Origin of the sequence: Nocardia testacea NBRC 100365 (assembly GCF_000308775.1) — a bacterium.
In the GTDB taxonomy this organism is placed as follows: domain Bacteria; phylum Actinomycetota; class Actinomycetes; order Mycobacteriales; family Mycobacteriaceae; genus Nocardia; species Nocardia testacea.
This window is the reverse complement of sequence record NZ_BAGJ01000105.1, coordinates 1-21,887: the sequence shown is the minus strand read 5'-3', so window position 1 is coordinate 21,887 and position 21,887 is coordinate 1. Positions and strand designations below refer to the sequence as shown.

The 21,887-nt window shown below is 69.2% G+C and carries 24 protein-coding genes; 17 read left to right on the top strand and 7 right to left on the bottom strand.

Features of this window, described 5'->3' with window-relative positions; all coding sequences use genetic code 11:
* Nucleotides 1–11 precede the first annotated feature (11 nt).
* Genes rapZ through whiA form a run of 3 tightly spaced genes read left to right on the top strand, consistent with a single transcriptional unit; the run spans nucleotide 12 to nucleotide 3,003 of the window.
* Entirely contained in the window at nucleotides 12–968 is a 957-nt protein-coding gene (gene rapZ / locus ON38_RS15600; RefSeq protein ID WP_083872711.1) for an RNase adapter RapZ, read from the top strand.
* Nucleotides 965–2,029: a gluconeogenesis factor YvcK family protein gene (locus ON38_RS15595; RefSeq protein ID WP_039825520.1), complete on the top strand. Its 1,065-nt coding sequence runs from the start codon at nucleotides 965–967 to the stop codon at nucleotides 2,027–2,029. The genes rapZ and ON38_RS15595 overlap by 4 nt, the downstream gene beginning before the upstream one ends.
* On the top strand, nucleotides 2,026–3,003 hold the full coding sequence (gene whiA / locus ON38_RS15590) for a DNA-binding protein WhiA (RefSeq protein WP_174372421.1): 978 nt from the start codon (nucleotides 2,026–2,028) through the stop codon (nucleotides 3,001–3,003). Before ON38_RS15595 ends, whiA begins: the two co-directional genes overlap by 4 nt.
* A 70-nt stretch (nucleotides 3,004–3,073) precedes the next feature.
* On the opposite strand, the gene ON38_RS15585 is transcribed toward whiA, so the two are convergent.
* Entirely contained in the window at nucleotides 3,074–3,673 is a 600-nt protein-coding gene (locus ON38_RS15585; RefSeq protein WP_218000784.1) for a GNAT family N-acetyltransferase, read from the bottom strand.
* 165 nt (nucleotides 3,674–3,838) lie between these two features.
* Here ON38_RS15585 and gap point away from each other — a divergent pair, with 165 nt between their 5' ends.
* Genes gap through tpiA form a run of 3 tightly spaced genes read left to right on the top strand, consistent with a single transcriptional unit; the run spans nucleotide 3,839 to nucleotide 6,876 of the window.
* Nucleotides 3,839–4,858, top strand: a complete 1,020-nt coding sequence (gene gap, locus ON38_RS15580; RefSeq protein ID WP_039825517.1) for a type I glyceraldehyde-3-phosphate dehydrogenase — start codon at nucleotides 3,839–3,841, stop codon at nucleotides 4,856–4,858.
* An 8-nt stretch (nucleotides 4,859–4,866) separates the two neighbouring features.
* A complete protein-coding gene (locus ON38_RS15575) occupies nucleotides 4,867–6,090 on the top strand; it encodes a phosphoglycerate kinase (protein WP_039825516.1) in 1,224 nt (407 codons plus the stop codon).
* Nucleotides 6,091–6,876 (top strand): triose-phosphate isomerase, encoded by a 786-nt coding sequence (tpiA, locus tag ON38_RS15570; RefSeq protein WP_039825515.1) that lies wholly within the window; start codon nucleotides 6,091–6,093, stop codon nucleotides 6,874–6,876.
* A gap of 235 nt (nucleotides 6,877–7,111) precedes the next feature.
* Here tpiA and ON38_RS15565 read toward each other — a convergent pair whose 3' ends face one another.
* On the bottom strand, nucleotides 7,112–8,140 hold the full coding sequence (locus ON38_RS15565; protein WP_039825514.1) for a hypothetical protein: 1,029 nt from the start codon (nucleotides 8,138–8,140) through the stop codon (nucleotides 7,112–7,114).
* 149 nt (nucleotides 8,141–8,289) lie between these two features.
* Between ON38_RS15565 and ON38_RS15560 the strand changes: the two genes are divergently transcribed.
* Complete coding sequence (locus ON38_RS15560) at nucleotides 8,290–8,829, top strand: type VII secretion system-associated protein (protein WP_157181789.1); 540 nt, start codon at nucleotides 8,290–8,292, stop codon at nucleotides 8,827–8,829.
* Between the two features lie 57 nt (nucleotides 8,830–8,886).
* Here ON38_RS15560 and ON38_RS15555 read toward each other — a convergent pair whose 3' ends face one another.
* Entirely contained in the window at nucleotides 8,887–9,681 is a 795-nt protein-coding gene (locus ON38_RS15555; protein WP_085995418.1) for an META domain-containing protein, read from the bottom strand.
* A 145-nt stretch (nucleotides 9,682–9,826) separates the two neighbouring features.
* On the opposite strand from ON38_RS15555, the gene ON38_RS15550 reads away from it, so the two are divergent.
* The 3 genes from ON38_RS15550 (at nucleotide 9,827) to secG (ending at nucleotide 13,235) form a co-directional block, all read left to right on the top strand.
* The gene (locus ON38_RS15550) at nucleotides 9,827–11,176 is read left to right on the top strand and encodes an MFS transporter (protein ID WP_051164833.1); all 1,350 of its coding nucleotides are present in this window, start codon (nucleotides 9,827–9,829) and stop codon (nucleotides 11,174–11,176) included.
* 115 nt (nucleotides 11,177–11,291) lie between these two features.
* Nucleotides 11,292–12,899, top strand: coding sequence for an MFS transporter (locus ON38_RS15545; RefSeq protein WP_085995417.1), 1,608 nt, complete (start codon nucleotides 11,292–11,294; stop codon nucleotides 12,897–12,899).
* Between the two features lie 102 nt (nucleotides 12,900–13,001).
* Complete coding sequence (secG, locus tag ON38_RS15540) at nucleotides 13,002–13,235, top strand: preprotein translocase subunit SecG (protein WP_030521441.1); 234 nt, start codon at nucleotides 13,002–13,004, stop codon at nucleotides 13,233–13,235.
* Nucleotides 13,236–13,243: 8 nt separating this feature from the next.
* Here secG and ON38_RS15535 read toward each other — a convergent pair whose 3' ends face one another.
* Nucleotides 13,244–14,092 carry an SDR family NAD(P)-dependent oxidoreductase gene (locus ON38_RS15535; RefSeq protein ID WP_039825513.1) on the bottom strand — a complete coding sequence of 283 codons (849 nt, stop codon included), beginning with the start codon at nucleotides 14,090–14,092 and terminating at the stop codon, nucleotides 13,244–13,246.
* A gap of 54 nt (nucleotides 14,093–14,146) precedes the next feature.
* On the opposite strand from ON38_RS15535, the gene ON38_RS15530 reads away from it, so the two are divergent.
* On the top strand, nucleotides 14,147–15,115 hold the full coding sequence (locus tag ON38_RS15530; protein WP_039825512.1) for an alpha/beta fold hydrolase: 969 nt from the start codon (nucleotides 14,147–14,149) through the stop codon (nucleotides 15,113–15,115).
* Nucleotides 15,116–15,190: 75 nt separating this feature from the next.
* Nucleotides 15,191–15,580 (top strand): DUF2511 domain-containing protein, encoded by a 390-nt coding sequence (locus tag ON38_RS15525; RefSeq protein ID WP_051164832.1) that lies wholly within the window; start codon nucleotides 15,191–15,193, stop codon nucleotides 15,578–15,580.
* A 13-nt stretch (nucleotides 15,581–15,593) separates the two neighbouring features.
* Here the strand turns inward: ON38_RS15525 and ON38_RS15520 are convergent, their stop codons facing one another.
* On the bottom strand, nucleotides 15,594–16,457 hold the full coding sequence (locus ON38_RS15520) for an alpha/beta fold hydrolase (RefSeq protein WP_051164831.1): 864 nt from the start codon (nucleotides 16,455–16,457) through the stop codon (nucleotides 15,594–15,596).
* 82 nt (nucleotides 16,458–16,539) lie between these two features.
* On the opposite strand from ON38_RS15520, the gene ON38_RS15515 reads away from it, so the two are divergent.
* The 3 genes from ON38_RS15515 to ON38_RS15505 all read left to right on the top strand — a co-directional run bounded on the left by ON38_RS15515 (nucleotide 16,540) and on the right by ON38_RS15505 (nucleotide 18,659).
* Entirely contained in the window at nucleotides 16,540–17,046 is a 507-nt protein-coding gene (locus ON38_RS15515; protein ID WP_218000783.1) for a MarR family winged helix-turn-helix transcriptional regulator, read from the top strand.
* A gap of 10 nt (nucleotides 17,047–17,056) precedes the next feature.
* Nucleotides 17,057–17,725, top strand: coding sequence for an HAD family hydrolase (locus tag ON38_RS15510; RefSeq protein ID WP_039825510.1), 669 nt, complete (start codon nucleotides 17,057–17,059; stop codon nucleotides 17,723–17,725).
* 94 nt (nucleotides 17,726–17,819) lie between these two features.
* The gene (locus tag ON38_RS15505) at nucleotides 17,820–18,659 is read left to right on the top strand and encodes an SMP-30/gluconolactonase/LRE family protein (protein ID WP_039825509.1); all 840 of its coding nucleotides are present in this window, start codon (nucleotides 17,820–17,822) and stop codon (nucleotides 18,657–18,659) included.
* 176 nt (nucleotides 18,660–18,835) lie between these two features.
* Here the strand turns inward: ON38_RS15505 and ON38_RS15500 are convergent, their stop codons facing one another.
* Nucleotides 18,836–19,225, bottom strand: a complete 390-nt coding sequence (locus ON38_RS15500; protein ID WP_039825508.1) for a hypothetical protein — start codon at nucleotides 19,223–19,225, stop codon at nucleotides 18,836–18,838.
* Between the two features lie 195 nt (nucleotides 19,226–19,420).
* Nucleotides 19,421–19,657, bottom strand: coding sequence for a hypothetical protein (locus tag ON38_RS15495; protein WP_051164830.1), 237 nt, complete (start codon nucleotides 19,655–19,657; stop codon nucleotides 19,421–19,423).
* Nucleotides 19,658–19,970: 313 nt separating this feature from the next.
* On the opposite strand from ON38_RS15495, the gene ON38_RS15490 reads away from it, so the two are divergent.
* A complete protein-coding gene (locus tag ON38_RS15490; protein WP_051164829.1) occupies nucleotides 19,971–21,776 on the top strand; it encodes a glycosyltransferase family 39 protein in 1,806 nt (601 codons plus the stop codon).
* Nucleotides 21,777–21,781: 5 nt separating this feature from the next.
* The coding region (locus ON38_RS38365) for a mannosyltransferase YkcB-related protein (RefSeq protein ID WP_444543709.1) at nucleotides 21,782–21,887 on the top strand (106 nt) is incomplete at its 3' end.

Sequence of the window (21,887 nt, the reverse complement as noted above, 5' to 3'; positions counted from 1 at the left end):
CCGGGTGGTACATGACTCGCGTCGAATCGAACAACAGTACGACAGTGGTGCCGGGTACCGATTCCGGCTCGGGCACCCCCGTCGAAGTCGTGATGGTGACCGGCCTGTCCGGTGCGGGGCGGGGCACGGCCGCGCGGGTTCTCGAGGATCTGGGCTGGTACGTCACCGACAATCTGCCGCCGGAACTGATCGGCCGCATGGTCGAACTGGGTTCCTCGGCCGATCCGCCCATCCGGCGGCTGGCGATCGTCATGGATGTGCGCAGCCGATTCTTCACCGGCGACCTGCCGGCCGTCACCGAACAACTGCGCGCCCGTGGCGTCCCCACGCGCATCCTGTTCCTGGAGGCCTCCGACGATGTGCTGATCCGCCGGTTCGGTTTCGCCCGGCGCCGCCATCCGCTGCAGAACGACAGCGCCGAGGGGACCCTGTCGGCCGGTATCGCCGCCGAACGGGTCCGGCTCGCGGGAGTGAAGGCCGCCGCCGATGTGGTCATCGACACCACCGAACTGTCCATCCACCAGTTGCACCGGAAATTGGAAGAGGTCTATGGCGGCGGCACGCCCGCCGCACTGCAGTTGACCGTTCAATCCTTCGGATTCAAGTACGGTGTCCCGCTGGACGCGGACATGGTGCTGGATGTGCGTTTCCTGCCCAACCCGCATTGGGTACCAGAACTTCGGCAGCACAGCGGTCAGGAAACGGTGGTCAGCGACTATGTGCTGTCCCGTCCGGGCGCCGACGACTATCTGCGGACCTGTGATCACCTGATCGAGCTGACCACCCAGGGTTATCGCCAAGAGGGGAAGCGTTACATGACGGTCGCAGTGGGCTGCACCGGCGGGAGACATCGCAGCGTCGCGATCGCCGAGGCCCTCGGCAAGATCACCGGCAGCCGGATCGACGCGGGCGCGGACGGGCCGGTGGACGCGGTACGGGTACTGCACCGGGATCTGGGGCGCGAATGAGTCGCGCGGACACCGGAGCCGCCGACCCGTCCGGCCCAGCGGTCGTCGCGCTCGGCGGTGGCCACGGGCTGTACGCGACACTCACGGCGGTCCGGCGCATCACGCGCCGGATCAGCGCGGTGGTGACGGTCGCCGACGACGGCGGTTCCTCCGGCCGGTTGCGCGCCGAACTCGGGGTGCCACCACCCGGTGATCTGCGCATGGCCCTGGCCGCCCTGGCCGCCGACGCCGACGGTGTGCTCACCCGGACCGTGCAGCACCGATTCGGCGGTACCGGCGCGCTGGCCGGGCATTCGGTGGGCAACCTGCTGCTGGCCGGCCTCACCGAGGTGCTCGGGGACCCGGTGGCCGCCCTCGACCAGGTGGGGGAGTTACTCGGGATCAGCGGGCGGGTGCTGCCCATGTCGAACATCCCGCTGGATATCGAGGCCGATGTCTCCGGGCTGGAAGCCGATCCGCGGGTGAGCCGTTGCATCCGCGGCCAGGTCGCGGTCGCCACGACGCCGGGCAAGGTGCGGCGGGTGCGGCTGCTGCCCGCCGATCCGCCCTCCTGCGCGGAGGCCACCGCGGCCATCGAACGCGCGGACGCGGTGATCCTGGGCCCCGGGTCCTGGTTCACCAGTGTGATACCGCATCTGCTCGTCCCCGGGCTCCGTGACGCACTGGTCCACACCCGGGCGCGTAAAGTGCTGATTCTGAACCTCGCCGCGCAGCCCGGTGAGACCGCGGGGTTCTCCGCCGAACGGCATCTCCATGTATTGTCCCAGCACGCACCGGATTTCGCGGTCGACGAGGTTCTGGTCGACTCCGGGTGCGTACCGGAAGGGCGGGAGCGTGAGCATGTGGCCAGGGCTGCCGGTCAATTACGGGCGCGAGTGGTCTTTTCCGATGTCGCCGACGCGGGAACCGACCGGCACGACCCCGGAAAGCTCGCCGCCGCACTGGATCAACTGATCCACGGGCCTCGGCCACAGTTGCCGGGGCTTCGAGTCGAGGGACGGCACATGGGTCAGGATGTGCGGTCCGGGTTGGGTGGAAAGGAGCACGTCTCGTGGCGATGACAGCCGAAGTGAAAGACGAGCTGAGCCGGCTCGCCGTAACACAGGTGAGTGCGCGCAAAGCCGAACTGTCCGCCCTGCTGCGTTTCGCCGGCGGCCTCCATATCGTCGGCGGGCGGGTGATAGTCGAAGCCGAAGTCGATATGGGCTCCATCGCCCGGCGGCTACGGCGGGAGATCTTCGAACTCTACGGATACGGGTCGGATGTGCATGTGCTCAGTGCCGGTGGCCTGCGCAAATCCTCCCGCTACGTGGTCCGGGTCGCCAAAGAGGGCGAAGCCCTGGCCCGCCAGACCGGCCTGCTCGACGTCCGTGGCCGGCCCGTGCGCGGACTGCCCGCCCAGGTCGTGGGCGGTAGCGTCGCGGACGCGGAAGCCGCGTGGCGCGGCGCCTTCCTGGCGCACGGTTCGCTCACCGAACCCGGTCGTTCCTCGGCTCTCGAGGTGAGCTGCCCCGGCCCCGAAGCCGCGCTGGCCCTGGTCGGCGCCGCCCGGCGGCTCGGAATCTCCGCGAAGGCCCGCGAAGTGCGCGGCACCGATCGGGTCGTGGTCCGCGACGGCGAGGCGATCGGCGCGCTGCTCACCCGCATGGGGGCCCAGGACACCCGGCTCACCTGGGAAGAACGCCGGATGCGCCGGGAGGTCCGTGCCACCGCCAACCGGCTCGCCAACTTCGACGACGCGAACCTGCGCCGCTCGGCCCGCGCGGCGGTCGCGGCGGCGGCCCGGGTGGAACGTGCGCTGGAACTGCTCGGCGAGGATGTGCCGGACCATCTGGCCGCGGCGGGGAAGCTGCGGGTGGAACACCGGCAGGCTTCGCTGGAGGAACTCGGTCAGCTCGCCGACCCGCCGATGACCAAGGACGCGGTGGCGGGGCGGATCAGGCGGTTGCTGTCCATGGCGGACCGGCGGGCCAAGGAGTTGGGGGTGCCGGATACGGAGTCGGCGGTCACCGCGGAGCTGCTCGACGACGCCTGAGGCGCCCGGCCCGGCCGGATGGCCCCGTGATCCGTCCGGCCGGGGTGGCGGCGCCGGGTGTTCGGCGACCTCAGCGCAGCATGCACCAGGTGCGGGGACCGTTGTCCGGAATCTCCACCTCCGCGGTGACCCGGAAGCCGAGATGTTCGTAGAAACGGACATTGGCCTCCGTGGACGTCTCCAGGAAAGCGGGGACGCCGTCGCGTTCCGCCGCGGCCAGGCCCGGTTCGATCACCGCGCGGCCCAGACCTCGCCCCCGGCGGATGGGATCGACGCCGACGGTACCCAGGAACCAGACGGGCCCGGCCGGACGGTGTGGCGCCAGGGCCGCTTCCGCCGCGCTGTGCGCGGCGGCGCGATCGCCGGCCAGTTCGGCGAAGCGTGGCGCGAGCTCGGTGAACACTGATTCGGCATCGGTGGCCGGGGTGGTCCACACCGCGACCGCGTCACCGTCGTCGGCGACCCACACCCTGCCGTGCGGGAGCCCGATCCGGGTGAGGAAGAGCTCCTGGAAGGTGGCCAGGCGGCGCTCGTGGTCGTCGGCGGCGAGGGTGTGCCGCGTCCACGGATAGTCGGCGAAGGCCCGGGCGAGGGTCCTGGTGGCGCGGGGTGTGTCGGCGTCGGTGGCGGGGCGGATGTATGGGATCGCGGGGGCGGGTTCGTTCGGCATCACCACCATCCTCCGGTGCGGTGGGTGGAACCGCCACAGTGCTCCGGCCGGGCGCCCGGATACCCGGTGCTCACGAACACCAGGTGCCTGTCGGGGAGGCGATCGCGAGGCATTAGGGTTGACAGGGCATCGGAACGATCCGCTTGACAGCTGAGGAGCGATAACGTGACTGTCCGGGTAGGTATCAACGGCTTCGGTCGTATCGGGCGTAACTTCTTCCGGGCGGTGGAGGCGCAGAAGGCGCTCGGCACCACCGATATCGAGATCGTGGCGGTCAACGACCTCACCGACAACGCGACCCTCGCCACGCTGCTGAAGTACGACTCGATCCTGGGCCGGTTGCCCCAGGATGTGTCGCTCGACGGTGAGGACACCATCGTCGTGGGCGATCAGCGCATCAAGGCGCTGGCCATCAAGGAGGGCCCGGCGGCGCTGCCGTGGGGCGATCTGGGTGTGGACGTGGTGGTGGAGTCCACCGGTATCTTCACCGACGCCACCAAGGCCAAGGGTCATCTGGCCGCCGGCGCGAAGAAGGTCATCATCTCGGCCCCGGCCAAGGGCGAGGACATCACCATCGTGATGGGCGTCAACGACGACAAGTACGACGGCAGCCAGAACATCATCTCCAATGCCTCCTGCACCACCAACTGCCTGGGCCCGCTGGCCAAGGTGCTGCACGACGAGTTCGGCATCGTCAAGGGCCTGATGACCACCATCCACGCCTACACGCAGGACCAGAACCTGCAGGACGGCCCGCACAAGGATCTGCGTCGTGCCCGCGCCGCCGCGGTGAACATCGTGCCGACCAGCACCGGTGCGGCCAAGGCCATCGGCCTGGTGCTGCCGGACCTGAACGGCAAGCTGGACGGCTACTCCCTGCGGGTGCCGATCCCCACCGGCTCGATCACCGACCTGACGGCCGACCTCGCCAAGAAGGCCGGCGTCGACGAGATCAACGCGGCGTTCAAGGCGGCCGCCGAGGGACCGCTGAAGGGCATCCTGAAGTACAGCGTCGACCCGATCGTGTCCAGCGATATCGTGACCGACCCGCACTCGTCCATCTTCGACGCGCCGCTCACCAAGGTGATCGACGACCAGGTGAAGGTCTACTCCTGGTACGACAACGAGTGGGGCTACTCCAACCGCCTCGCCGACCTCATCGGCCTCGTCGGCAAGTCCCTCTGAGGAACGGCGTGACTGTCAAAACTCTGGAAGATCTCCTCGCCGAGGGCGTCGAGGGGCGCGGGGTGCTGGTGCGCTCCGACCTCAATGTCCCGCTGGACAACGGGCAGATCACCGATCCGGGCCGCATCGTTGCCTCGGTGCCGACCATCCGCGCGCTGGTGGAAGCCGGCGCGAAGGTGATCGTCACCGCGCATCTGGGCCGTCCGAAGGGCGCCCCGGATCCGGCGCTGTCGCTGGCTCCGGTGGCGACCCGGCTCGCTGCCGAACTGGGCCGCAATGTGCAGCTCGCCGGTGATGTGGTGGGTCAGGACGCGCTGGCGCGGTCCGAGGGACTGACCGACGGTGATGTGCTGCTGCTGGAGAACATCCGCTTCGATCCGCGGGAGACGAGCAAGGACGACGCCGAGCGTGCGAAGCTGGCCGCCGCGCTGGTGGAGCTGGTGGGTGACGACGGTGCGTTCGTCTCCGACGGCTTCGGCGTGGTGCACCGCAAGCAGGCCTCGGTATACGACGTGGCGAAACTGCTGCCGCACTACGCGGGCACCCTCGTCGCCGCGGAAGCCGATGTGCTGGCCCGGTTGACCGAATCCACCGATCGCCCGTACGCGGTGGTACTGGGCGGGTCCAAGGTGTCGGACAAGCTGGCGGTGATCGAGGCGTTGGCCCCCAAGGTCGACACCCTGGTCATCGGTGGCGGTATGTGCTTCACCTTCCTTGCCGCCGAAGGGCTCTCCGTCGGTTCCTCGCTGTTGCAGGAGGAGATGATCGAGACCTGTAAGGGTCTGCTGGATCGCTACGCCGATGTCATCCATCTGCCGCGCGATATCGTCGTCGCCGACTCCTTCTCCGCCGACGCGGAGTCGAAGGTCGTACCAGCGCACGAGATCCCGGACGGCTGGCTGGGTCTGGACATCGGTCCGGAATCGGTGCAGCGTTTCGCGGTCCTGCTCACCGAGGCGCGCACCGTGTTCTGGAACGGCCCGATGGGTGTGTTCGAGTTCGACAAGTTCGCCGCCGGAACCCGCGGCGTCGCCGAGGCGATTGCCACGGCCACCGGTAAGGGCGCGTTCACCGTGGTCGGTGGTGGCGATTCCGCCGCGGCCGTGCGGGCGCTCGGTATCCCGGAGGGCGATTTCTCGCATATCTCGACCGGTGGCGGTGCGTCGCTGGAGTACCTGGAAGGTAAAACGCTGCCCGGCATCAGCGTGCTCGAGGAAGCGGAGGGTGCGTAGATGGCCCGGAAGCCGCTGATCGCGGGCAACTGGAAGATGAACCTCAATCACCTCGAGGCCATCGCGCTGGTGCAGAAGATCGCGTTCGCGCTGCCCGACAAGTACTTCGACAAGGTCGATGTCACGGTCATTCCGCCGTTCGTCGATATCCGCAGCGTGCAGACGCTGGTCGAGGGCGACAAACTGCGTATCACCTACGGTGCGCAGGATGTGTCGGTGCACGAATCGGGCGCCTACACCGGCGAGATCAGCGCGGCGATGCTGGCCAAGCTGGGCTGCGCGTTCGCGGTGGTCGGGCATTCCGAGCGCCGCCAGTACCACAACGAGGACGACGCCACGGTGCTGGCGAAGGCCAAGCAGGCGCTGAAGCACGGCATCACGCCGATCGTCTGCATCGGTGAGGGCCTGAACGTGCGGGACGCGGGCACCCACGTCGAGTACAACCTCGAACAGTTGCGGGGTTCGCTGAAGGGCCTGTCGGCCGAGGAGATCGCGAAGGTGGTGATCGCCTACGAACCCGTATGGGCGATCGGCACCGGTAAGGTCGCGACCCCGGCCGACGCGCAGGAGGTCTGCGGTGCGATCCGCGGCGAATTGGCGCAGCTGGCCGGCGAACAGGTCGCCGATACCGTCCGGGTGCTCTATGGCGGTTCGGTGAACGCGAAGAATGTCGGCGAACTGACCAAGCAGACCGATATCGACGGGGCCCTGGTGGGCGGTGCGTCGCTCAAGGGCGACGAATTCGCCACCCTGTCCGCTATCGCGGCGGGCGGTCCGCTGCCCTGACCGACCGATGACCCGATGAGGCCCGCCGGTTTCCACCGGCGGGCCTCGTCGTTCACCTACCGCGGGTCCAGGCCGGACGCGATCACGCGCCCGGTTGCCGGCGGCGTCACGGCGGCACTCGACGCCGCGGCGAAGGGTCGGAGTCGGTGTGACAACGGCATCGGCTACCTGACCGTGCCGCGCCGCCCCCGGGTCGTCGCACGGTGCTGCCGGTGGTGGGGGAACTGCGTCTCGATCATCTGTCCGTGGGTGGGAGCGCATCCATACCGCTGCGCCGTTCCGCGGGCGGGGGAATGGTGGCGGTGAGGGGCGCCTCCTGGTCGGTGCCGACAGGCGGTGCGGCCTCGCGTGGCGCCCGGATGGTGACCACCGCGTCGGTCGGAGAGCTGCCCACCGGCACCTCTACGATGACTCCCGCGGTTCCGTTTTCTTTACTCCACCCTATCCAGTTCTGGGCGATCGTCGCGTGGACGTCGTGGCGTAGGCCTTCACCGTGCAGGACCTCCGCGGCGCCCTGCGCGTGCCCGTACTCAGGGTTTCCGGCGTGGCAGCACAGCATCACCAGCGGTCGGCGTGGTGCTGCTCTGGAAGCTGCCTGGAAATGCTGATTCGCCGCCAGGATATGTCCGAAGAAACGCTCCGGCGCGAGGAGGATCCGCCAGTCCGGGTCGTCGTCGGTGCCGACATTGACCTCTACTTCGAAACCGCGTCGGCCGGCGTGGGCATGCACGAAGAGCGCCCCGTCCTGCGCGTCCGCTGCCCAGGGCGCGGGCAGGGCGGGTCCCCGATCCCTCCAGTTGGGGTTCCGGTTCCCGGCCCGGTCGGACCGGATCTCGGGAACGAACTCGGTATCGCTCAGTCGGTTCGGCATTTGCGACCAGGTCCGATATGCCTTCCGATCCGCGTTGTAACCCGTGTGATGGGTGGGGAAGGACACCCCGAAGATCTTTCCCTCATGATCCAGCAGCGGCATGCTGCGGACATGACGGGGTTCGAAGGTGAAATGCCGGTAGTTGCCGTCCCAACCGATGAGCCACGGCCCTCGGGGCTCGGTACCCGAGGCGATTTGCGCAAGGTCCGCACCTGAACTGTCGGCGTTGGAAACCCGCCCCGCGGCATTGCGGACGGTACCGCTGTACGCGGTCAACAAGTCGTGGAGGTTCTGGCCTTCGCTGCGCGCCGTTTGGGCAAGGACCTCGGTCGCCTCGCGCATCGACACAGCCAGCCTGGAACCGGAGATCAGCTCCGGCGCAAGCCCGTTCATTCGTCGAGTATGCAGATCCGGACGATCGGCTCGGAGCGAGTGAGCTTCTCGGTCACGGTGATACGGAAGAGCGTTCATCGAGTTGACTGCGACATCTCTGTCTTCGTGGAAAAATACCACCGGGCAGAAGGTTTCGAGAACGGAGACTTGTGGTTGGACCACCTGTGGAAGCTGTCCGCCACGGCGACTGGTTCGTTCTGATCGACCCCGGATGGGACGGACCCGCTACTGCCGGGGCGCCGCCGTCGGAGGCCATGGTGGGCGGCTGGGAGTTACGCCCGGACGGCAGCGCCGGTCCCTTCCGGCCCAATCCGCGCTACTGCCCCAGCGGACCCGAGGTGCCGACCGACCCAATCGACGCCGTGCTGCGCCGGGCCGCGGCCGGGGAGCGGCTCGGCGCAGACCTCATCCGGATGCTCCGGGACTCGGTGGTGGAGATCGGCTGTGACGGATCCGGTCGGCCGCTGCTGGGTGCGGCGCCCGACGGGACCCCGTGTGTCGTCGTGGTCACGGCCGAAGTCCAGAAGACCGATGTCGAGGTCGCCCTGTGGTCACCGGTCCACGGGCAGGCGCTCGCGGATGCCGTCCCGTCCGGAGTCGAAGTACTGCTGAACCCGACCGGGTCCGCACCGGCACGTCTGTCGGTCGAAAGTCTGGAGACCGCTCCGGAGGAAACGGACCGCGGATGACGGATAGGGCCGAGTCGCGACGAACACCACCGGACTCCGTTCGGCGGTGATGTCGCACTATCGGGCGCGCAGGACGAGTCCGTGGCCGTCGGGGTTGCGGAGCGTGAGGGTGTCCGCGTCCACGGTGGCCTGTACCGTCCCGTCCAGGGCGGCCAGCACTGCCTGCTCGACTTCCATGATCTCCGGACCGCACATCATTCGGGTCGTGGCCCTGGTGAACGCGATATCGGCTCCGGCGGGTGTTTCCGTCACCACCGCCCGGCCGGTCATCCGGTTGCAGCCGGCGAAGCCGGTGAGCGAATCGTCGTCGGCGATGGTCAGCGACGGCCGGACCTGATCGATGGTCTGTGAGCTGATCCGGGCATCCGGGGTGAGCAGCGAGATCACCACCCATTCGGTGCCGCGAAGTGGACGGTCCGGGTGCAGCACCTTCTTGTCGGTGAGGACCACGGTGGCGCCCTTCCCGGTGAGCGTCAAGTGATCCTGATCGAGCTGCCAGGTGGGGTCGGCACGCAACAGGTCCTCGATCCAGGTGTCGGAGCCGGCCCGGTCGCCCGGACAGCCGATCAGCGTGCTCGCCAGTTCGGAGACGTGCAGAACATGGTCGCGCAGATCCACCCCACCGCTGTGGGTGTTGCACCCGGCCTCCGCGGAGATCCGGTCGTCGGCGAAGGTGAGGGTGAGCGGGCCGCCGCCGGGGATGGGTGTGCCGGTGACCTCGGTGGAGATGTAGGTGTGGCCCATGGGTGTGGGTTCGGGCGGGGTCGGCGCCGGCTCGTTGTCCGAGCACGCTGTCGCGGCGAGCACGAGCAGTGACAGTGCCGCACCGATTCGCAGCGTTGGTCCCGGCATGTCGGCGATGCTACCCGGCGTGCGGCCCGATCCCGGGCGCGAAAACGCGCCCGCCGCTCGAATCTCGCTGATTCCAACGCTTCCTACCTGGGCTGTTGCCCTCATATCCTCGCTCGGCGATCGACGCGGGAGCGAAGGGAACACCATGTCACTACTGGAATCAGGGCCGGCCGGGGCCCGCCCCGACGATCGCGCCACGACGCCCGACGAGCGGCTCGGGGCCGCCGACACCAGGAAAGCGGTGGTGGCGAGTCTGATCGGCACCACCGTCGAGTGGTACGACTTCTTCCTCTACGCCACCGCGGCGGGTCTGGTCTTCGACAAACTCTTCTTCCCGAACAACAGCGCGTTCGTGGGGACCATGCTGTCGTTCGCCACCTTCGCCGTCGGCTTCCTGATGCGGCCGATCGGCGGACTCGTATTCGGCCATATCGGCGACCGGATCGGCCGGAAGCGGACGCTGGCTCTGACCATGGCGATCATGGGTGGGTCCACCGCGCTGATGGGCGTCCTGCCCACCGCCGCCGCGATCGGCGTCGTGGCCCCGATCCTGCTCCTGCTGCTGCGGATGCTGCAGGGTTTCGCGCTCGGTGGGGAGTGGGCCGGGGCGGTATTGCTCGCCGTCGAGCACAGCCCGCGCCGGAAGGTCGGCCTGTTCGGCAGCTATCCGCAGGTCGGTCTGGCACTCGGGCTGGCCCTGGGGACCGGCGTGTTCGCGGTGTTGCGCACGACGCTGAGCGAAACGGCGTTCCTCGACTACGGCTGGCGGATCGCGTTCGGCGCCAGTCTGGTGCTGGTACTGATCGGTCTGGTGGTGCGTCTGAAGATCGACGAGACACCCGCGTTCCGGGAGGTCGACCGGCTCAACCGAATCTCGAAAGTGCCCGTGGTCGAGCTGTTCCGCGATGCCCGGTCCCGGCGCAACACCGTCCTCGGACTGCTGTCCCGCTGGGGCGAGGGTGCGGCATTCAACACCTGGGGTGTTTTCGCGATCACCTTCGCGACCGGGCATCTCGGTCTCGAGCAGGTGCCGGTGTTGGTGGCGGTCACCGTCGCCGCGGTGGTGATGGCGGCGCTCATCCCGGTGTCCGGTCTGCTCACCGACCGCTTCGGGCCGCGCCGGGTCTATATCGCCGGTATCGCGGCCTACGGGGTGCTGGTGTATCCGGTGTTCGCGCTCTTCGAAACCGGGAACATCGTGATCTTCACCGTCGCGATCATCACGGTGTTCGGTATCGCGCACGCACTGTTCTACGGGGCACAGGGCACCTTGTACGCGGGACTGTATCCGGCCGAGGTGCGATACACCGGACTGTCCTTCGTCTACCAGTTCTCCGGGATCTACGCATCGGGCCTGACACCGATGATCGTCACGGCGCTGATCGCGGTGGGCGGTTCGACACCGTGGCTCGCCTGCGCCTATCTGGTTGCCACCGCGGTGGTGAGCGTGATCGCCACCTGGTTCATCAGCGAGGACGACCGGCTCACCGCGTGAGCGTGCCGAACGCCGGACCGCGGGTGGAACCGTTGGGCGGGCCGGTGGACGCCGGGCCCGGGACGGCGCCGGTCGCGGGCCCCTTCGCCCGGCAGGCCGGTCAGAGCGCGACGCTATGCTGTCCCGAGTGACTACAGCCGCAGCGAAACCAGTTTCCACTTGGGCGCCATTGCGGTCGCGGGTCTATCGAGCACTGTGGATCGCGCAGCTGGTATCCAATCTGGGCACCTGGATGCAGATGGTCGGGGCCCAGTGGGTGCTGGTCGACGAACCCAATGCCGCCGCACTGGTCTCCTTCGTCCAGACGGCCACCACGCTGCCGGTGATGATCCTGGCCATCCCGTCCGGAGTACTGGCCGACCTGCTGGACCGCCGCCGCCTGCTGCTGGGTGCGCAATCGACCATGGCGGTCCTGGCGATCACCCTGGCGGTAACCACCGCCGCCGGGCACACCACCCCCTCGGTACTGCTCACCCTGTTGTTCCTGCTCGGTTGCGGCCAGGCGGTGGTGGGGCCGGCCTGGCAGGCCATCCAGCCGGAACTGGTACCCCGGGATCAGATCCCCTCGGCCGCCGCGCTCGGCAGTATGAACATGAATATCGGCCGGGCGGTGGGACCGGCCATAGCCGGTGTACTGGTCGCGCTGTCGGGTCCCGCGCTGGTATTCGCGCTCAACGCCGTATCGTTCGCCGCGATCGTCGCGGCCCTGCTGTTCTGGCGCCGGCCACGGGTGGCCAAGGACCTGCCCAGCGAACGGCCGCTGGCGGCACTGCAGGCGGGCACCCGCTTCATCAAATCCGCACCCGCGATCCGGCGGGTCCTGCTGCGCACCGCCCTGTTCGTGGCGCCCGCCAGCGCGTTGTGGTCGCTGCTCCCGGTGATCGCGCGCAACCAGCTCGGTCTCGGTTCCTCCGGGTACGGCCTCATGCTGGGCGCGCTCGGCGTGGGCGCGGTCCTGGGCGCGCTGGGCCTGGCCCGGGTGCGCGCCCTGCTGACCCCGACCCAGCAGGTCGCGGTCGCCGCGGTGGTGTTCGGGATCGCCTGCTGCGGTACCGCGCTGCTGCGGGTCGAGGCGCTGGTCCTGCTCCTGCTCGTCTTCGCGGGCGCGTCGTGGCTGCTGACCCTGTCCACCATGAACGCGACCATGCAGTTACTGCTGCCCGGCTGGGTCCGGGCCCGGGGACTGTCGGTGTACCTGCTGGTGTTCATGGCCGGGCAGGCGATCGGCTCGGTGGTGTGGGGGCTGGTCGCCGGGGCCTACGGCCCGGTCACCGCGCTGCTCGTGGCCGCGGTGCTGCTCGGCGTGTGCGCGCTCAGTACGATCTGGCTACCGCTGCGGCAATTCGTGCCCGGTTTCGATCTGACGCCGCACGCGTACTGGCCGGAACCGCAACTGGTGGTGGAACCCGACCCCGACGACGGCCCGGTGCTGGTTCTCAAGGATTACGACGTCCCGGAGGACAGGGTGGCGGAGTTCCTGGCGGCCATGAGTTTCGTCGGGCGGTCCCGGCAGCGCACCGGCGCCATGGAGTGGCGGGTGTACCGCGATGTGGGCAGTACGGACCGTTATGTGGAGGCCTTCGTGGTGCGTTCGTGGTCCGAGCACATGCAGCAGCACAAGGTGCGGCTGACGGCCCAGGATCTGATGCGTGAGCGGGCGGTCTCGGAGTTCGCGCACGACGAGACGCTCACCCACCTGGTCTCGGTGGCACCGCGGACGTAGGCCTATCCGCGCCGCCGTACGCGTCCGGGACTCCGCCGCCGCGGCAGCCGTGCTCGGACGGCGAATGGGATTCGACCCGGCACACCCTCTAGACTGTCCGGCATGCGGATGTTCCTGGATATCCTCCTGATCGTCACCAGCCTGCTGCTGGTGCTGCTGGTGCTGCTGCACCGCGCCAAGGGCGGAGGTCTGTCCAGCCTGTTCGGTGGCGGGATGCAGTCGAGTCTGTCCGGGTCGACCGTCGCCGAGAAGAACCTCAACCGCATCACCATCTTCACCGGCATGGTCTGGTTCATCGCGATCCTCGGGATCGGGCTGGAGATCAAATTCGCCTGACCTGCCGGTCAGTCGTGGCGCGGAACTCTCCCGTCCACATCGGTGAACCCGTAGTCGTCGGCGAGATCGGCGACCTTCCAGGCCTGCCCGGACCGTTTCCGGCGTTCGGGGTCGGTGGCCAGGGCCACTACCGCACGACCCGCGAACCGCGGGCTCTCCGCCTGGTTCAGGTCGAAACTGCCCTCCCCGGGAAGCGTCACCACCCGGTTGCCGTCCGCGTCGGCGGGCACCATCTGCAGTAGTTCGGTATCGACGATGCCCGGCCAGATCGAGACCGCGGTGACCTCGGTGTCCGCGAGATCGTGCGCGAAATCGGCGGTCATCCGGTCGAGTGCGGTCTTGGCGACCCCGTACACCGCATTGTGCATATACCGCCGCGAGCCCGGCGAGGAGACGTTGACGATCAAGCCGTCGCCCTTCAGCAGCAGCGGCGCGGCGTAGACGGCGGCCGCGTAGTGCGAGCGAACGCCCACCTCGAAGGTCTCGTCCCACGCCGCGGGTGGCACCTCCCAGAATTTGCGGCCGAGCCAGCGGGCGGCGGCGGGGGAGTTGTAGACATTGTTCACCAGGACGTCGAGCCGGCCGTGCTCGTTGCCGATCCGTTCGAAGAGCGCGGCGGTCGCCTCGTCGTCGCGGTGATCGCAGACCACCGGCACACCGGTGCCGCCGAGTTCTTCTATCCGCGCGGCCGTTTCGCCGACGGTACCCGGGAGTCTGCCAGGCCGGTCGGATCGTCCGGTCACGTACACGGTCGCGCCGGCGGCGCCCAGTTCCAGGGCGATACCTTTGCCGATGCCGCGGCTGGCGCCGGTGACCACCGCGATCCGGTTCTGCAGGGGGTGTGGTGTTCCGCTCACAGTCCCGGGACGTTACCGTGAAACTGTAACGCGTTCTAGTATTCGGGAGGTGCGGTGGAGCCGAGACACCGGTTCGTGGACACCGGCGGCGTGCGGATGCATGTAGCCGAACAGGGCCGGGGCCACCCGGTGATCTTCTGCCACGGATTCCCGCACACCTGGTATGTCTGGCACCGCCAGCTCGCCGCGGCCGGGGCGGCCGGATACCGGGCCCTGGCCCCCGATCTGCGCGGCGCGGGCCGCACCGGGGCGCCGGAGTCGATCGATGACTACACCAATGCGGCCGTGGTCGGCGATCTGCTGGCGCTGCTCGACGATATCGACGCGGACCAGGCGGTTTTCGTGGGCGTCGATTTCGGCGCGGCCCTGCTGTGGGAGCTCGCGCTGCGCGCGCCCGAACGGGTGCGCGGTCTGGTGATCCTGAACAATCCCTTCGCGCCGCGCGCGCCGAAACCGCCCGGGTACTACTGGGGGAAGATGGCCGAGCGGCATTTCCTGCACCTGCAGTACTTCCAGGAACCCGGCGTGGCCGACGCGCACCTGGCCGAACGGCCACGCGAATTCCTTTCCCGGGTCTACTTCGCGCTGAGTGGGGATTTCCACTACCTCGACGTGTGGAAGAACCCGCCGGGAACCCGCTACCTCGATGCGCTGCCGGTGGCCCCCGACCTCCCCTGGACATGGCTGTCGGAGGCCGATTTCGACACGCTGGCCGGTGATTTCGAGCGCACCGGATTCACCGGCGGTCTGAACTGGTACCGGGCCATCGACCGCAACTGGGAGCTGACCGCCGACTACGCCGAGGCGGTTCCTACTGTTCCGGTGTACTTCGTCTACGGCGAGAACGATCCCGATATGGAAGGTTTCAGCGGTCGCGACCCACTCGAGACGATGCGCGCGCTGCTCCCGGATCTGCGTGCGGTGCAGCGGGTACCCGGTGCCGGGCATCTGGTGCAGTTGGAGGCGACCGGGGCCGTGAACGATTTCCTGTTGGGCGCCCTCGCCGATCTCACCGCCGGGTGATGGTTCCCCGGTGGCCGTCGGGGTAGTGTCGAGACGCGGGGATCGGCCCGCGTCTCGGTCCGGGGGTTCGACGTGATGTCCAGACGTGCGGCGTGTTTCGTGGCGGGTGTGGTGTGTGCCGCATTGTCGTCCACCGCGTGCGGTGGTGGATCGGGGCCCACCGATCCCGAGCATCCGAGTCCGGTGCCCTTGCCTGCGCCGAGTTCGGCGCGGCAGGCGGTGGCGAGCGAGAACTTCGGTTATCTGTGGCCGCTGAGCGTGGACCGGGGTGAACTGGAATGCCGGCCCGGTGTGCAGGTGGTGTTCATCGCCCCCGGCGGTAAGAGCTATGCGCTCAACGACAACGCCGGTGCGGCGGGGGTGCCCGATATCGAGCCGCTGCGTGCCACCGGAGCCGACGGTGATCCGATCGGGCTGGGTGCCCTGCGCAGTACGGCACTGGAGCTGTGCGAATTCGCCGGATAGCGCCGGTGGTCCGCTAATCGGCGACTGTCGCGGTCGCCGTCCGGTCGGCGTCGTGCAGGACTTCGCGTAGCCGCGCCGTGAAGGCGGCCGGATGGGTGGAAAGGCTGTGGCCGCCCGGGAATTCGGTGACCGTGCGGTCCAGTAGGGCGGCCAGGGCCCGGGCGCAGTCGTAGTTCCAGATCTCCCGGGAGCCGCGACCGGCGGCCGGCACGATACGGACCGGGGTCGTGGTGAGGGCGGTGATCGCCGCGGCGCCCAGGGCCGAGGAGCGAATCTCCGGCAGGTCCCGGGACAGGAAGAAGTCCAGATCCGCCAGATCGCCGGGACCGCGCGGGGCTGGTGGTGCGACGCCGGGTTCCCGTTCGGAGAAATCGGCGTGGATGAGTTCGGCGAGTTTCCGGAGCGCGGGCAGTGCGCCGTCGCGACGGTGGACCTCGGCGAGGGCGGCGAGGTCGCGTTCGGCGCGCTCGCGGGCCGCGGTCGGTAGCAGGGCGATCGTGGCGGGGTCGTGGGCGATCAGGGTGTGGATCTGCTCCGGGTGATCGCTGGCCAGGGTGAGCGCGATGAGTGCGCCGTAGCTGGAGCCGAATATGCGGGCCGGCTCGTCGGTGAGGGCGGCCAGGAGCCGGTGGATGTCGTCGGCGTGGGTGGCCACCGTCACAGGCGCGGCCGGGTCGTCTAGCACGCTGCCGGACAGGCCGCGGCGGTCGGGGACGACCACGGTGTAGTCGGCGGCGAGCCGTGCGGCCAGATCGGCGCCGCGGGCGGTATTGCCGTCGCCGCCCTGTAGCAGCAGGAGCAGCGGGCCGCTGCCGTGGATCTCGTAGTACAGGGTCGCGCCGGGGACGGGGAGGCGGCCGGTTCCGAATTCGCTCATACCGAGCACCGTAATCCATCTTTTTAGATACATCAAGAAAGATGTATTCGAAACGATGCGTATGTGCGGTAGCGTCCCCCGGGTGAACGGAGTCGAACTCTTCCTGCTCGGCCGCACGCTGATGAAGATCGGCGAGGAGGCGATGCCGACCGAGGGGCTGCCGCAGTACTCGACCAGTGTCCGGTCGGTGCTGATCGTCGCCAGCGATATCGTCGAGCATCCCGGGAGCGCGGTGGGGGAGATCGCCGCGCGCACGGGCCTGCCGCAGAGTCAGGTCTCCGGATGTGTGGCGCGGCTGCGGGAGGCGGGCGCCATCGTGAGCGAGCCCGATCCGGCCGACCGGCGTCGCATCCTGATCCGCCAGGCGCCCGAGGCCTCCGACCGGGTCGATACGGTCCGCGCGACCACGATCGATACCGCCCTCGCGGCGGCGCTCGGCACCGACGATCCCGCCGAGGTCGCCGGTATGGTCACCACCTTGGAAACACTCGCGCGGCGACTGACCCCGGGCACGCTGTCGCGGCTGCGGCCCGCGGCCGGCCGCTCGCGGTCATCGGTTCACGACCGGCCGCGCACCGGTCGTCCGTAACCTGGCTCGCATGACCATCCGCGGCGTGCTCTTCGACTTCTCCGGCACACTTTTCCGATTCGAACCGACCACCGAGGGATTGACCGATCGGCACGGGGCGCCGCTCGCCGGTGCCCGCCAGGCCGAGATCATGCGCCGGATGACCGCGCCCACCGGGCGCCCCGAGGGGCTGCCCGCGCGGCTGGCCGAGGACTGGGACCGGCGGGATCTCGACCCGCCACTGCACCGTGAGCTGTATACCGCGGTGCTCGAAGGGTCCGGCGTCGGCAATCCGGACTACCTCTACGACCAGCTCGTATCGGCCGCTGCGTGGATGCCGTACCCGGATACGGCGGCAGCGTTGAAGGTGGCGGCGGGCTTCGAGTTGCCGGTCGCGGTCCTCAGCAATATCGCCTGGGATATCCGCCCGGTCTTCGAGCGCGCCGGAACGGCCGACTACGTGCGCGAGTTCGTGCTCTCCTTCCGTGAAGGCGCGGTGAAACCCGATCCGCGGCTGTTCGCCCTGGCCTGCGAGCGTCTCGGCGTACCGCCGCACGAGACCTTGATGATCGGGGACAGCGCCGAGGCCGACGGCGCCGCGGCCGATATCGGCTGTGTGGTCGAACTCGTCGATCCGCTACCGACCGATCAGCGGCCGCGCGCCCTGCTCGATGCGCTGGCCGCGTACGGTATCGGCTGACCGGCGGCCGGGCGCCCGGCCGACACCGGCTGTGACGGGCGATGAATTCCGGGCGCCCGTCCCGTCCCCATCATCATCGGCGGACGGAGGAAATATGGTGAAGCCACCAGAGGTGGTGCTCGAGGGCATTGTGTTCGGTGAATCGCCGCGCTGGCACGAGGGCAGGCTGTGGTTCTCCGATTGGGGCGCGAATCAGGTGATCGCGGTCGACGGCCCGGGAGGGGGTGAGGTGATCGCGTCGGTGCCCTCGTTTCCCATGTGTATCGACTTCCTGCCGGACGGGCGGCTGCTGATCGTGGATTCGGTCCGGCGGCGACTGCTGCGCCGTGAAGCCGAGGGCGCCCTGGTGACCCATGCCGACCTCGGCGGTGAAACGGATATACCGTGGAACGATATCGTCGTCGACGCGCGAGGTAACGCCTACGTGAACAGCATCGGATTCGCTTTTCCCGGCGGCGGATTCGCGCCCGGATTCGTGGTGCTGGTGACTCCGGACGGTACGGTGCGCCGGGTCGCCGACGATCTCGCGTTCCCGAACGGTATGGCGATCACCGCGGACGGTGCCACCCTGATCGTCGCCGAATCCTATGCCGAGCGACTCACCGCCTACGACATCACGACCTCGGGCGATCTTGCCGGCCGCCGGGTCTGGGCGGACACGCCCGGCGATCATCCCGACGGTATCTGCCTCGATGCCGACGGCGCGGCCTGGTACGCCGATGTGGGTAACCGGCACTGTGTCCGGGTGGCCGAAGGCGGCACGGTCCTGGGCACCGTCGAGTCCGACCGTGGTGCTTTCGCCTGCGTCCTCGATCGCGATCCCGGCAACCCGCGTCTCTTCGTGATCGGCCAGCAGTACGGTGCCGAGACACCCGGACCCACCGGCCGGGTGGTGGCCTTCCCCGCACCCGCACCGGGTGCGGGCCGACCCTGAACCGGCCGTGACCGGCGCCGCGGACCGTAAGGGTCCCGCCGCCGACCGGCCGGGGTGGCCGATCGGCGGCGGTGGTGCCCGTTCGGGGCCGGACACCTGACCGCGGGTGCCGGCAACCGTGGCCGGTGGCCGAGCCCCGCTCCGGGGTCGGCGCGCCGTCCGTGGGCCGTATCCGGCTACGGGACGACGACCGTGACGAATTCGCCCAGCTCGTACCCGCCGGCGGGACCGGTGTCGGCGCATCCGCCCCGGGCATTGATCGTGGTCCCCGATTCCAGACCCGTCAGCGAGGTCTCCACGGTCTGTCCGGGTCCGGCCAGCGATTCCGGTTTCGCCTCCCCGAAGAAGACGTGGTTGTTCTCCGGGCCGACTCCCGCCTCCGCCCAGCACCGACCCCGGTCGTTCGGGTTGTGCAGGGTCGCGGTCACCGTTCCCGGCGCGGTACCCGCGAAGGTGACCTGGGGTGCGGTGAAGGACGCGTCCGCGAGCGCGGGCGCGGTGGCCAGGGGGGCGAACGTGGCGGTGGCCAGGGCCAGCAGAGCAACTCCATGAACTCGTCTGATCATCACACGATCAGATGGTGCCCGAAAAAGCGTTCTGGCACAGCGGAATCCGACCAGAACGGGTGATGTGACCGGCCCGCTGTTCTCCGGTGCGGCAGCCACCGGCACGAACGCGGCCCCGCGGGGTTCGGTGGTCCGGAAGTCCGCCGCAGGGCCGGGCGTCGCGCCGGTGCGGTCGCGGTCGTCATCGCTGTTCGATCACCAGGGCAGCGGCACCCACCGGTCGAAGAACCAGAAGCCGTGGCCGTTGGGATGGTTCGGGCCGGGGTTGTTCTGGTGCTGGTCCCAGTGCGGCTGGTTCTGCTGCGGCTGGTTCCCGTGCAGGTCCGGGCCCGGCTGTGCGCTCGCCGCGCCCGCGCCCAGGCCGACCATCCCCAGTCCGACACCGCCGACCACGGCCGCCTTCGCGAGCTTCGACTTCATCACCTTCGCCATTGCGAGATATTCCTCCTCTGCGTGTGGCCTGTCCTTCAGGCCACCGGGCCGGGGCGATCCCCGATCCGACAAGGGCCATCCTGGGCAACCGGCCTCGAGGTGACCTGCCGAAGAACTGCGAATTTCCTGGCAGTCAGGATCCGCCCCGTTCCGGAACCGGAGAACCGGATCGGTCCGCTCGTCCGGCCGGACTCCCAGCGCGTTCCCAGCCGGCCCCCAGGCAGGAGGGAGCATCGACGGCGATCGTGGAGCGCATGACCGAGAATTCGAGCAGTTCCCACGGCGCCGGCCGTCCCGTCCGGGAGGTGGCGTCGTGACCACTCTGATGACGCGCCACCCGGCTCCCGTACCGGCGGTGGCTCCCGCCCGGCGGAACCCGCCCTGGGAGAAGATCGGCCTCGCGGTGCTGCTGCTGGGTACGGCGGCGGCCTATTTCTGGAATCTCACCGCCAACGGATTCGCCAACTCCTTCTACGCGGCGGCCGTGCAGTCGGGCGCGAAATCCTGGGAGGCGTTCTTCTTCGGGTCCTCCGATTGGTCCAACGCCATCACGGTCGACAAGACGCCGGCCGCACTGTGGCCGATGGAGCTGTCGGCGCGGCTGTTCGGATTCGGTAGCTGGAGCATGCTGGCGCCGCAGGTACTGATGGCAGTCGCCGCGGTGGCGCTGCTGTGGGAGACGGTGCGGCGTTCGTTCGGCGCCACCGCCGGTCTGTTGTCCGGCCTCGTCCTGGCGGTGACTCCGGTTGCCGCGCTGATGTTCCGGTTCAACAACCCCGACGCGCTGCTGGTGCTCCTGATGGTCGCCGCGGTCTGGGCTATGGCCCGGGCCGTCGAGGACGGACGCTGGCGCTGGCCGGTGCTGTGTGGCGCGTTCGTCGGATTCGGCTTTCTGGCAAAGCAGTTGCAGGTGATGCTGGTGTTACCCGCCCTGGCTCTGGTCTATCTGTTCGCCGGACCGCCGCGGCTGGGCACCCGGATCGCGCAGCTGTGCGCGGCGGGCGTGGCGATGGTGGCGGCGGCGGGCTGGTGGATTCTGATCGCCCAGTTGTGGCCGGCGGATTCGCGGCCGTACTTCGGTGGCTCGGAACACAATTCGATCATCGAGCTCACCCTGGGATACAACGGTCTCGACCGGCTCAGCTCCGCCGGTGACGGGCCGGGCGGCGGGTTCGGCAGCGATGCCGGGATCACCCGCCTGTTCGGCGCGTCGATCGGCGGCCAGATCGGCTGGCTGATCCCGGCGGCACTGATCCTGCTGGTCGCGGCGACGGTGGTGCGCGGCCGCGCGGTGCGCACCGACCCGCAGCGGGCGACCCTGCTGCTGTTCGGCGGGTGGGGACTGGTCACCGGTGGCGTGTTCAGCTTCATGACCGGGACCTTCCACCAGTACTACACCGTGGCGCTGGCCCCGGCGGTCGCGGCGGTGACCGGCGCCGGCGGGATCGCGCTGTGGCGCGAACGCGACCGGTTGTGGGTGCGCTGTGTCCTGGCGATCACCGTGGCCCTGACCGCGGTGAACTCGTGGGTGTTCCTGGGCCGGTCCGCGGAGTTCGTCCCGTGGCTGCGCTGGGTGGTCGCGGCGGCCGGGATCCTCGCCACGGTGGCCGTGCTGATCCGGGCACGGAAGGTGTCCGTGGTCGCGGCGTTGACGGCGCTGTTCGTCGGACTGGCCGGTCCGGTCGCCTACACCGTCGATACGCTGGCCACGCCGCACACGGGTTCGATCGTGCTGGCCGGGCCGAGTACCGGCTCGGGCGGTTTCGGTGGCCCGGGCGGGGTCCCGGAGGTATGGACGGTGCTCGCGGCGGCGCGGGCGCCGGCCCGGGTGCGACGGGGGCAGGCTCCGGAGATACGGGCGCCGTGCCCCGCGCCGCGGACGACGGGTCCGGTGCCGCGGACGACGGGTCCGGCGCAGCCGGTGCGATGCCCGGCGATTTCGGTGCCGTATCCGGCGGATCCGGAGACAACGGTCGGGACGGACGGGCCGACGGGCAGCAGACCGACGGTGCGAGCGCACCGGGCCGGGCCGGTGGCCCCGGTGGCGAGAGCAGTGCGGCCGTCGCCGCGCTACTGCGGCAGAACGCCGGAGGCTACACCTGGGCGGCGGCCACGGTGAGTGCGATGAACGCCGCGGGCTATCAGCTGACCGGGGACGTGCCGGTGATGTCGATCGGCGGATTCGGCGGCGGCGATCCGGTCCCCGACGCTGGAACCAGGTTCCAGCAGT